General features: G+C 60.9%; 16 protein-coding genes. 12 read left to right on the top strand and 4 right to left on the bottom strand.

Annotation, left to right across the window (positions count from 1 at the left end):
* From AQY21_RS28095 to AQY21_RS21420, 9 genes are all read left to right on the top strand, one after another.
* A partial coding sequence (locus AQY21_RS28095; RefSeq protein ID WP_082658218.1) for a DUF262 domain-containing protein occupies positions 1-763 on the top strand: 763 nt, incomplete at its 5' end.
* Positions 750-1274: a HEPN domain-containing protein gene (locus AQY21_RS28830; protein ID WP_152988311.1), complete on the top strand. Its 525-nt coding sequence runs from the start codon at positions 750-752 to the stop codon at positions 1272-1274. The genes AQY21_RS28095 and AQY21_RS28830, both read left to right, overlap by 14 nt.
* Before the next feature lie 396 nt (positions 1275-1670).
* Positions 1671-2132: a PaaI family thioesterase gene (locus AQY21_RS21445; RefSeq protein ID WP_058099624.1), complete on the top strand. Its 462-nt coding sequence runs from the start codon at positions 1671-1673 to the stop codon at positions 2130-2132.
* A 403-nt stretch (positions 2133-2535) separates the two neighbouring features.
* On the top strand, positions 2536-2913 hold the full coding sequence (locus tag AQY21_RS21440) for a nuclear transport factor 2 family protein (RefSeq protein ID WP_058099623.1): 378 nt from the start codon (positions 2536-2538) through the stop codon (positions 2911-2913).
* Positions 2910-3308 (top strand): cupin domain-containing protein, encoded by a 399-nt coding sequence (locus AQY21_RS21435; protein ID WP_058099622.1) that lies wholly within the window; start codon positions 2910-2912, stop codon positions 3306-3308. Before AQY21_RS21440 ends, AQY21_RS21435 begins: the two co-directional genes overlap by 4 nt.
* Positions 3309-3408: 100 nt before the next feature.
* The gene (locus tag AQY21_RS28825; RefSeq protein ID WP_152988310.1) at positions 3409-3666 is read left to right on the top strand and encodes a hypothetical protein; all 258 of its coding nucleotides are present in this window, start codon (positions 3409-3411) and stop codon (positions 3664-3666) included.
* Positions 3659-4909 carry an MFS transporter gene (locus AQY21_RS21430; protein WP_058099621.1) on the top strand — a complete coding sequence of 417 codons (1251 nt, stop codon included), beginning with the start codon at positions 3659-3661 and terminating at the stop codon, positions 4907-4909. Before AQY21_RS28825 ends, AQY21_RS21430 begins: the two co-directional genes overlap by 8 nt.
* Positions 4910-4999: 90 nt before the next feature.
* On the top strand, positions 5000-5545 hold the full coding sequence (locus tag AQY21_RS21425; protein ID WP_203416605.1) for a YbhB/YbcL family Raf kinase inhibitor-like protein: 546 nt from the start codon (positions 5000-5002) through the stop codon (positions 5543-5545).
* A gap of 31 nt (positions 5546-5576) precedes the next feature.
* On the top strand, positions 5577-6440 hold the full coding sequence (locus AQY21_RS21420; protein ID WP_238986858.1) for a PhzF family phenazine biosynthesis protein: 864 nt from the start codon (positions 5577-5579) through the stop codon (positions 6438-6440).
* Here AQY21_RS21420 and AQY21_RS21415 read toward each other — a convergent pair whose 3' ends face one another.
* Both AQY21_RS21415 and AQY21_RS21410 read right to left on the bottom strand, forming a co-directional pair.
* On the bottom strand, positions 6441-6986 hold the full coding sequence (locus AQY21_RS21415; protein ID WP_058099619.1) for an AAA family ATPase: 546 nt from the start codon (positions 6984-6986) through the stop codon (positions 6441-6443). It lies immediately after the preceding gene.
* A gap of 28 nt (positions 6987-7014) precedes the next feature.
* Complete coding sequence (locus AQY21_RS21410) at positions 7015-7992, bottom strand: alpha/beta fold hydrolase (RefSeq protein ID WP_058099618.1); 978 nt, start codon at positions 7990-7992, stop codon at positions 7015-7017.
* Positions 7993-8133: 141 nt separating this feature from the next.
* Between AQY21_RS21410 and AQY21_RS21405 the strand changes: the two genes are divergently transcribed.
* From AQY21_RS21405 to AQY21_RS21395, 3 genes are read left to right on the top strand one after another with little or no spacing between them, the layout of a single operon-like run.
* Positions 8134-8652 carry a cupin domain-containing protein gene (locus AQY21_RS21405; protein WP_058099617.1) on the top strand — a complete coding sequence of 173 codons (519 nt, stop codon included), beginning with the start codon at positions 8134-8136 and terminating at the stop codon, positions 8650-8652.
* On the top strand, positions 8649-9248 hold the full coding sequence (locus AQY21_RS21400) for a 2-hydroxychromene-2-carboxylate isomerase (protein ID WP_058099616.1): 600 nt from the start codon (positions 8649-8651) through the stop codon (positions 9246-9248). Before AQY21_RS21405 ends, AQY21_RS21400 begins: the two co-directional genes overlap by 4 nt.
* On the top strand, positions 9224-9697 hold the full coding sequence (locus AQY21_RS21395; RefSeq protein ID WP_238986856.1) for a GNAT family N-acetyltransferase: 474 nt from the start codon (positions 9224-9226) through the stop codon (positions 9695-9697). Before AQY21_RS21400 ends, AQY21_RS21395 begins: the two co-directional genes overlap by 25 nt.
* Before the next feature lie 31 nt (positions 9698-9728).
* On the opposite strand, the gene AQY21_RS21390 is transcribed toward AQY21_RS21395, so the two are convergent.
* Together AQY21_RS21390 and AQY21_RS21385 are read right to left on the bottom strand one after the other, a co-directional pair.
* Complete coding sequence (locus AQY21_RS21390) at positions 9729-9929, bottom strand: helix-turn-helix transcriptional regulator (RefSeq protein ID WP_058099614.1); 201 nt, start codon at positions 9927-9929, stop codon at positions 9729-9731.
* Positions 9926-10294 carry a hypothetical protein gene (locus AQY21_RS21385; RefSeq protein WP_058099613.1) on the bottom strand — a complete coding sequence of 123 codons (369 nt, stop codon included), beginning with the start codon at positions 10292-10294 and terminating at the stop codon, positions 9926-9928. Before AQY21_RS21385 ends, AQY21_RS21390 begins: the two co-directional genes overlap by 4 nt.
* Positions 10295-10320: the final 26 nt, after the last annotated feature.

The following is a 10320-nucleotide window of genomic DNA, read 5'->3' as shown; positions in this document are numbered from 1 at the left end:
ATATTTCGGGGAGCCAGATAGTCAGGGAAAGAGGCAAGTTTTCAAGCTTAAAGGGCTTGCGGAGCGTTCGGAGTATAACGGGAAAACATTTAAAGAGCTAGCACCGAGAGATCAGCGGAGACTAAAGAACACAGCGCTCCGTGCCATTCATATTAAGCAGCTCAAACCTAGCCTAAGAAATGATAGCGTATTCCACATATTTGAGAGACTCAACACCGGCGGAACTCAGCTAAAGGCGCAGGAAATACGAAATGCTGTATATCGGGGAAAGATCACAGAGGAGCTCAAGGCGTTAAACGACAACGGTGACTGGCGTAAGATTCTTGGCATCACAAGGGCAGATAAGAACCAAAAGGATGTGGAGATTATTCTACGCCTGTTCTCATTGTTTGAGGTTTGGGGTGACTATGAGAAGCCGATGCTACGCTATCTCAACCATCAGATGAACGCGAACCGTGAATTCTCTACTGATCGTGCGAATCGTTTTAAGAAAAGGTTTCCAGAGGTTGTGAAGCTCGTCGCTGATACCATTCCACGCCCCTTTAGGCCGAGATCGGTAATCAACTCTGCCATGTTAGAAGGCGTTATGGTTGCACTGCTTGAAAATGATAGCATAACACCGGTGCAGCTGGCAGAACGCTACAAGGAACTCCAGCAGGACCCATCATTTGAGCGAGTGCTCAGAGGTGCCACTACTGATACTTTGACTGTCAAGGAGCGGATTAAGCTCGCAAAAGGCGTTCTTGGTAATGCCACGAGTTGATTTGGACGAAAATTTCAGAAAAATTGACGCCTTGATTGCTGAGATCAATGCGTTGGTACCCGCAGACGGAAGGTATGAAGGGGTGCAGTTAAGGGCAGATTTGGCAGGGCTGTTAGTAGTAGCAATGGCTGCGACCTATGAAACCTGCGTGAAGGAAGTCATGTGTGCGCATGCGTCCGTGCGGCACGATGCGTTTGGCCAGTTTGCTCAAAGAAATTATGTAAAATTAAATAGTCGCATAAATATTCATGACCTGAAGAAATACTGCGGCCTATTTTCTCCAATAATGGAGAGGTCGTTCAAGGATGAATTAACCTCAAAGCGAAAGAAGATATCAGATAGGACCGGAAAAAATATAGAAACCGCATACGAGCATATCCTTGCGTGGAGGCATGACTTTGCCCACGCATGGAATCGGAATACAACAATTGAAGAGGCCGCCCGAACGCACAGATTGGCTAAACGCGTCTTATATGCGTTTGATAGGGTTTTTAGTGCGATGGATGTGTAAGCCAATTCGAGGAGAGGTTGAATCTACCTTCCGCCCCAGAAAAGGTCGTCAGAGTTTGTAGACTGCCCTTTCATGTATTGTGTAAACTTCGCTTCCCACCCGATCCGCGTTCTGTGCCCGCTGGTCTGCTACGGTGTGCATGAGCGGCGGCTTCCTCAGTCGCGCTGCGCTTGCCATGCCGCATTGCCCTAAGGCCGCTCCCCGCCCTTCGTGCCAGAGCCTCTAGCCGTGACGGCAATGGAACTTTTGCAGGCCCAGAATCGCGAATCTTAGGCAGCCGAGGGCCGCACAACGCTATGCTCCGGCGCCGTTCATTCAGTTAAGACTGAGAATTCCTCACGCGCCGAGACCTATGCCTTATGCATACTTCCCCGGCCAAGAAGTGGAGGTATAGCTATGCAGGTCGGCGATCCAATTTCAGAGGAAATCATCATTCGAGCGCGCGAAAGCTTTGCGCGACAGGGACTTATGGCGCATCTCGGGGCCGAGATAACGGATGTGCGCGCGGGGCTTGTCACGCTGCGACTGCCGTTCCGTCCGGAACTCACGCAGCAGCATGGCTACTTCCATGCCGGCGGGACATCGGCCATCGCCGACAGCGCAGGCGGTTACGCTGGGTTCACCCTCTTCCCCGAAGGCAGTTCAGTCCTGACGGTCGAGTTCAAACTGAACCTGATCAGCCCCGCGCAGGGAGATTATCTCGAGGCTGTCGGCCGCGTGATCAAGGACGGTCGCACACTGACCATCTGCCAGCTCGATGTATGGGGCGTTGATGGAGAACGCCGCAAACATGTCGCCACGGGGATGCAAACCCTGATCTGCTTGGATGACACCCCAGACCTGCCCGCTTCGCGCTAGAACAAGTCTTCTCGGCGAATGGCCTGAACAGGATTGAAGATCGGCAGATCTTGACGATCCAATCCCAGATCTTCCAACGCCGCGTCGCTCAAGCGGTAAAAGGCCCGAAAGCGGCGCGGCAGCCGAGCCGGGCGTGATGCGAGACCATCTTGGTCGTGCTCTTGCGTTGAATTTGCCGTGCATCGCGGGTTCATGGTCACCTCCGGTGTCTTCCCCCAAAGAATGCACCCCGCGCCCAGAGCCATGAATTTCGGATCCCTCAGCGGATATTGAGAATTCCTCTCTGTGATTGTCGCCGCGAAATCCTCAGGACCGCCGGAAGATTCCTCAATTGCGAGTAGCCATGCCGCCGCATGACAGTCAGCCCCGACCGCTAAAGCGGACGGAGAAGGATACCGGAAGAATGACAAGACTTTCACGCACTGACCTTGAAACCCATGCCAGGCATTGGATCGCTGCCTGGAACGCACATGACGTGGAGACGGTTCTCGCGCCGTTCGCCGAAGACTCCGTCTTCATCAGCCCTCTCGCCAAGCAGGTGACGGGTGACGCCCAGATCATTGGGAAGGACGCCCTGCGGCAGTACTGGACCGACGCCCTGGCACGCGTGCCCGATCTTCACTTCGAACTGAGCGGAACCGCCGTAGACGCAGAGGCGCAATCCGTGACGGTTTTCTATGTGTCGCGAGCCGGTGGTCGGGTCAGGCATGCCTGCGAACACATGCGGTTTCGCGAGGGCGTCCAGTTTCTGGGCGAAGCCTATTACGGGTCCGAGGAATGACGGGCCCCCTGCGCGCGACCGACGCAAACCATTACCCCTGGGGTAACGGCTGCGACGGCTGGAGACTGGTCGATCGCCCCGAACTTTCGCTGCGCGAAGAGCGCCTGCCGCCCGGCGGTGCCGAAGCACCACATTATCATCGGGTCTCCCGCCAGATCTTCTATGTCCTTGCCGGGGAACTGACGATCAGGGTTCCGGGCCGTATCCTCTTGGCCAAGGCGGGAGAGGCCCTGGAAATCTCCCCGGGCCTGGGACATTTAGTGCAGAACAACGGGCCCGAAGATCTGCGCATCCTGCTCGTGTCCGCCCCTGCTACGGCCGGCGACCGGTATCCGGTCGAAGACCATGCGGCCATCCCGGCGGATGTAGCACACCATCCGATGTATTGGCTCTAGCCCGCCCCGGACAAAATCTCCCGCTCGGTTGAGACCTTCTCAATCGGCGAGGAGGCGGCTCCCGGCTAGCACTTGAGACAAAGAGCGGATGCCAGAAGCCATGAACATCAATGATCTCAGAAAATCCTTGAGCGCCGCCTCTGGCGAGACACCGACTCCCGGCCTGTCGGGTCTTCAACGACTTGCACTTCTTTGGGTCACGGCCATCCTGCTGACATTTCTGTGCTTCGTCTCTTATCCTCACCGATCTGGCGAAACGGGCTCCATTCAGGATCGTGCCGAGCAAACCAACGACCTTGGGCGGGTGTACTCCCTGAGGGACGACTGCTGCATCTGGTCCGGCCACGCGCATGACTGACTCAGCCCAATTGTCCCCGTTGCGCCGCATCGTCTTCGTCTCTCTGCCATTTACCTTCGCCTACCTGCTCTCCGAACTCTTTCGAAATGTGAACGCTGTTCTGGAGCCTCGTCTCACGGCCGAGTTTCAGCTTGAGCCTGCGACCATGGGCATGATGACCTCCGCCTTCCTTGGCGCACTGGCCGGCTCGCAGCTGTTCGTCGGCCAGGCCCTGGACAGGTTCGGGCCGAAACGCGTGCTGGTGGCTACGCTCTTTCTGGCTGTCGTCGCATCCGCGCTCTTCGCCGGGGCGCAAACAGCCCACATGCTCATCCTGGCGCGTTTCATGATCGGCCTCGGACTTTCCGCTTGCTGGACCGGCGCCTACAAGGCGAACACCCTGTGGTGGCCGAGGGAGCGCCTGCCCCTGGTAAACGCCATCACGATTGCAGCGGCCGGCCTTGGCTCCCTGGCGGCCACCAGCCCGACCGAATGGCTGCTACGCCAAATCGGCTGGCGCGAAATTTTTCTGGGTCTCGCCGGCGTCACTGCCACCATTGCATTGATCATCGCCGCGGTGGTTCCGCCCCAGACGAGGGAACGAGCCGCCCCTGCGGGGCCGGAACCGGCTGTGAAGGGACTGCGTGGTGTCCTCACGCACCCCGCCTTTCTCACCATCGCACCGGCTTCGGCCCTCTGTCAGGGAGCCTGGGTCGCCTATCAGGGGCTCTGGGCCGGGGTCTGGCTGCGCGACGCGATTGACCTCCCGTCGACTGCGGCAGCGGGTATCCTGATGGCGCTCTCCTTTGCCGTCATCTTTGGGCAATTCGGCTTCGGCCTGCTCGCCGATCGGATCGCCCGCACCGATCGGCACCTGTTCCACCTGACGTTCGCCCTGACGCTTGGCTTTGTTCTGTGTCAGTTCGCGATTGCCGGTGCAGGCGCGTCACTGCAGACCATCCTCTGGGCTGGCTACGGGCTGTTCACCGCGGGTCCCATCCTTGCCTACGCGCTTCTGGTCCGGCTGCTACCCGACGCAGTGTCCGGCCGCGCTATCGCCATGCTCAATCTCGGCGCTGTCCTCACCGGTTTCTTGATGCAGAGCGGCATCGGCGCAGGCATCGAGGCTTTGGTTCGGTTTGGGTGGAGCATTTCGTCCGCCCATGTGACGTTCATCGTGCTGATCGCCGGTCTGCAAGCCATCGCTCTGGCGTGGATGGCTCTGCATCAAGGTCGCGCCCTGGGTCTGGACAAGGTTCGGTGATCATTTCTACGGGGCCCCTGAAAGCTTCTCAATCGCCGCGTCTAACGCATTGGAATACCGTCAAATCATGGAAGTCGAGGAGAGACATTCATGATGATGAACCTAAGTCGTACTGCCCTGTTCTCAATGGCGCTCGCCGCCGCTCCCGTTGTCGCTCACGCGTTCGATCTGGACAGCCGCGACTTGCGGGAGGGTGAAACGATCCGCATGGAATTGGTGAATTCGACCATGGGGTGCGAGGGGCTCAACCAATCCCCGCACCTGGTCTGGAATGACCCGCCTGCGGGAACGCAGAGCTTCGCGATTACGGTCTACGACCCCGACGCCCCGACCGGCAGCGGTTGGTGGCACTGGATCGTTCTGGATATTCCGGCGCACACACGAGCGATGCTCGCGGGCGCCTCCGGCTACCTGCCCGCCCCTCTGGTCGAGTCCCTGACGGATTTCGGGCAGCCCGGCTACGGCGGCCCCTGCCCGCCTGAGGGCGCAGTCCCTCATCGCTACGAGTTCACCGTCTATGCCATCGACGTGCCGAGCCTGGGGTTAGACGCCAGTGCCATGCCCGCCCTCGCCGGCTACATGATTCACGCGCACAGCCTCGGCAGTGTGACACTGACGGCGCGCTTCGGGCGCTGAAAGCAAGGGCTTACCGACCATGAAGAAACGCATGCTGCAGATCGATGCCTTTTCGGACCGACCCTTGCTGGGCAATCCGGCGGCGGTGGTCTTCGACGCCGACGACTTGTCCACCGAGACCATGCAACGCATCGCGCGCGAGATGAACCTCTCCGAGACCGTGTTCCTGCTTCGCCCGACCGATGATGCGAACTATCGCGCCCGCATTTTTACCCCGATGCGCGAACTGCCCTTCGCCGGTCATCCGACCATTGCCGCCGCCCATGCGTTTTGCGGCGAGCAAAGCAGAACGCCCCAAAGCCTGACGCAGGAATGCGGCATCGGACTGGTTCCGATCCGCGTCGAAGACGACCTTTACACGATGACGCAGGCGACGCCGCAATTCTGCGATGTGCCGGTCACCAAAGCTGAACTTGCCGAGGCGATCTCCCTTCCGCTCGATATGCTCGCGGATAGCCGGCATCGGATCGTCTCGACGGGGGTTCCATGGCTGTTGCTTGAGTTGCACGACCTCCAGGCACTGGCTGGCCTGCGACCCGACCTCGGCCGGATCGAGCGGATCTGCCATGGGCTCGGCGCGGCAGGGCTCACGGTCTTTGCGGACAGCGGGTCCGGGGCCGCGCCGCGCCTGCGTGTACGCACCTTCGCTCCGGGTGAGGGCGTGGCCGAGGATCCTGTCTGTGGGTCTGGCAACGGTGCCATCGCTGCTTGGGTCGCCACGCATCGCGATGCGGTGCCTCGGGGTGGTTACCTGTCGGAGCAAGGGGTCGAGATGGGCCGGCGCGGGCTGGTTCACGCGGGCTGGGAAACGACAGCAGAAGGGCTGCGGATCACCATCGGCGGGGCCGCCTGTATCGTCCTGCGGGGCGAGCTGGATCTGGGTGACGCGTCCTGATCAGATGGACTGATCCAAAACCTCCAGAACAAAATCGACCCGCGCCTCGACCGTGGCCAAAGGCAGCGGCAGCAGGTCATATCCCGCCATGGCATAGGCCTGCTCCATTGCCTCTGCCGTCGCAACCGCCTCGTCGAAATCCTGCCCGCGCTGCGCATCCTGACCGAAGATCTCGGGCCAGGGCGGCGCAAGAAAGACCGTCGGGCGATACCGGTAGAGCTCGGCCGCCGCGTGAACATGTGCGGGCGCCTCTCCCACATAGAGCTGAAGATAACCGATCACATCGGGAATGCCGCGATCGAAGACCACCGGACCGTCGGTCCCCTGCGCCTCGTGCCACGAGCGCATCTCCCAGCCGAGCATGAGCTCTGCAAAAAGCTGCCGGTCCTGACCGTGCCACCCTGTTCCGCCGATCCGGGTCTGATCCTGAATGATCGCGCGCCCGGCTTCGGGCATTGTTGCGAGACCATGCAGCGCCAATGCGGACAGAAGCGTTGTCTTGCCCGATCCTGGGCCGCCGGTAATGACGAAAAGTCGGTCGTTCATTTTGATCCTAGTGGAAAGACACCTGCATTCAGCCTGTCGGAAAGACTATCCGCCCCGGAGCATCCTTGGGCAGTCGACCGGAAAGCAACCATGCGGCGGCAAGCGGCCAGAGCGTCTGTTCGAAACGGGCGTGGAAGAATGCGAAATGCCCGATCTCGGGCACCGCGATATCCGGGGGCGCGATCCGCAGATGGGTTCGATCCGCCCCGGAATAGTAGTCGAGCAATCGTTGCCCCGCAGCTTCGGTGCAGAACGGGTCATCTGTCAACCCGATGGCCAGGAGCCGCGCCCTGGTGGCGCCATGACGCGCTGCAAGGTCTGCTGGGTCCAAAGCGGAGCAAACACTTGTCTCGAACCGCGGACCCATCCGGCTCCAGTCGCGCACCACGCCGCGCGGCACATCCTCGAGCCATCCAAGCCGTGCCCCGGGAAAATAGCCGAAGAGCTGCGTCACGGCTGGCATGAAGAGATGCCATTTCAGATACATCGCGCGCCGCTGGCGGGGATCGTAATCGCGCCAGTAGGCGAATTGCGCGCCAACCGTCACGATCCGGTCAAGCCGATCCGAGGTACGCGCCAACCCCAGGGCGAAGCCGCCGATTGAATGGCCCACGGCGCAGAGCGGACGATCCGGCCAGCGCGTACCAACATAGGCAAGCACCGCCTCAGCATCGAGGACGCCCCAATCGACCCATCCCGCCTGCAAATCCTTCACCGGCGTGGAGCGGGACTCACCAATCCCGCGATAGTCGAAGGTCAGGACCGTCGCCCCCTGCCCGGACAACCAGGATGCGAACCGTGCGTAATAGCGCGCCCGAACCGCCGTCGCGGCATGAAGCACGACGACAGGGCCGGTGTCTGCGTGCCAGATCCCACCCCTGATCGGATACCCGTCTTCGGCCGCCACCTCGAAGCGTTCGGCGGGCATCGCCGAGGCGGGCCTTTCAGGGTTCGGCCGCGATGGCGGAGCGTCAGGTCTCCAGCGGTAAAGCATTGGTGTCCACATTCGTCTCAGGTCCGACAATACGAGAACAGCTTCCTTTGAAAGGGAAATCACGCCAAATGAGCTTTGCTACGGCTCACCTGAAGCCAATTCAATTGCGGGACCGGTCGGATTGGCGCTCTCTTCTCGCAGGAGGGCACCGAAATGACCCAGGATCGCATGCCACGCAGCCCCGTCGTCACGCTCGACGATCTGGAGCTCTCGCCACAGAGCTATGGCACCCGTTTTCATGCCGCCATGGCGGCCATCGCCGCCCCACTCGGTGCGACGCATCTGGGGGCGCGGCTGGTGGAGGTTCCGCCCGGCAAAGCGGCCTGGCCCTTCCATGCTCATCACGCCAATGACGAGATGTTTGTCATTCTCTCGGGCTCCGGCGAGCTGCGGTTCGGCCCCGACCGGTACCCGGTCGCAGCCGGCATGGTGGCGGTCTGCCCTGCGGGCGGCGCCGAAACGGCCCATCAGTTGATCGCAACCGGCACTGAACCCCTGCGATATGTCGCGGTCAGCACCATGCGCGAGCCTGATGTGATGGCCTATCCCGACAGCGGCAAGCTGACAGTCTTCGCGGGCGCCGCGCCCGGAGGTGACAAGGCAAAGCGTCGGGTTGCCAGCTCCTTCCGGACCGCGGATGCGGTCGATTACTGGGAAGGCGAAGAGCCATGAGCCCCGTCGAGTTCTGGTTCGACTTCTCGTCCGGCTACGCCTTCTTCGCTGCGCAGCGGATTGAGGCAATCGCGGTAGGCCTGGGTCGGACCGTGCTCTGGCGACCCTACATGCTGGGCACCGCTTACAAGGTGACGGGGGCACGCGGATTGTCCTCGACGCCGCTGAAACGCGACTATGCGCGGCGCGACTGGGCGCGGATCGCTCGGCACCAGGGCCTGACCTTCCAGCTGCCCGCCGACCATCCCCATGTCGCCCTGGCGGCGACGCGCGCCTTCTACTGGGTTGAAACACAGCACCCTGAACTTGCTGCTGCCTTCGCGAAGAGGGTCTTCACCTTGTATTTCAACGACCGTCTAGACACAGCCTCACCCGAAGCCGTCTCGCGGCTCGCCCCTGAGTTCGGTCTCAAACCCGAAGCCCTTCTGGCCGGCATCGCCGACCCTGCCCTGAAAGAAAAAGTCCGGAAGATCGGAGAAGACGCGGTGGCACGGGGCGTCTTCGGATCTCCCTTCTTCATCGTCGATGAAGAGCCTTTCTGGGGCTGGGACCGCATAGAGATGATGGCAGAGTGGGTCAGGACCGGCGGATGGTGAACGTACCGACGATCCGCCGCCTGTCCGCCGCGGACGCTCCGCGCCTTGCCGATCTGATGACGGCCTATCGGAGAGCCATGAGCGGACCGGCAGAGGCAATGACGCCGGAACAGGCCACACCTCTGATCGAGCGGGCCGGCAGCGAGCCGGATCTGCTGCTTCTCGGGGCGGATCATGGCGGCGCGCTTGCCGGCTTTGCGCTGGCCTTCGACTTGCCCGAGATCATCTCAGGAAGCCGTGCCGGTCAGCTCGACGACCTCTTCGTCATGCCAGAGGCCCGGGGAAGCGGCCTTGCCCGCGCCCTGATTGGCCAGTTGACCGAGATCGGTACCGCGCGCGGCTGGACCCATCTGCGCTGGCTGGTGCCGCAGGACAATCTGACGGCGAAACGGTTGTATCTGTCGATCGCCGATCTCGCGCCCTGGGACAGTTTTCGGATCGAGCTGTAGTCATAGCCGCCCAGCAGCGAGCTGCCAGACGTCAACCCTCGTTCTCTGGTTGGAAAATCTGCTCGATCGGCAAGGCGAAGAGGCCGGAGAGCCGAAAGGCCAGAGGCAAGCTGGGATCATAGCGCCCGCGTTCGAGCGCGTTGACCGTCTGCCGGGACACCTCAAGGTGCAGGGCCAGATCGGCTTGCGACCACCCCTTCGCCTGACGCAATTCGCGGATCGCGTTCTTCATCCGTAGCGCACACGGCCGATCAACACGCCCACGACCCAAAGCGCCGCCATCAGCGGCCAGACAACGAACATCGAGAGGCGAGGCAATCCTACCCCTTCAAGGAATCCATAGCCGAAGGTCAACAGCGCGGTGCCTGCAAAAGCGAGTGCCAGAGCTTCGAACTGAAGTTTGCGCTGTAACTCGTCCATCCGGTGAATGGCTCGGATGATGACAACACAGATAAAGACCGAAGGCAGCATCGGTGCCAGTGAAAGCAGGATCCGCATCGCCTCGCTGTCCGTCCCTCTCGCAAGCAGTCTCTGCGACAGGATCAGCATCGCCACATAGGCGATCAGTCCGATTGTCAAAAGTCCGAGCCACCGCATAGTCACCCCCCATGTAAAGTTAGCTT

Source organism: Paracoccus sp. MKU1 (assembly GCF_001447385.1).
In the GTDB taxonomy this organism is placed as follows: Bacteria; Pseudomonadota; Alphaproteobacteria; order Rhodobacterales; family Rhodobacteraceae; genus Paracoccus.
The sequence above is the reverse complement of the archived record's forward strand: the minus strand, read 5'-3'. Positions and strand labels throughout refer to the sequence as shown.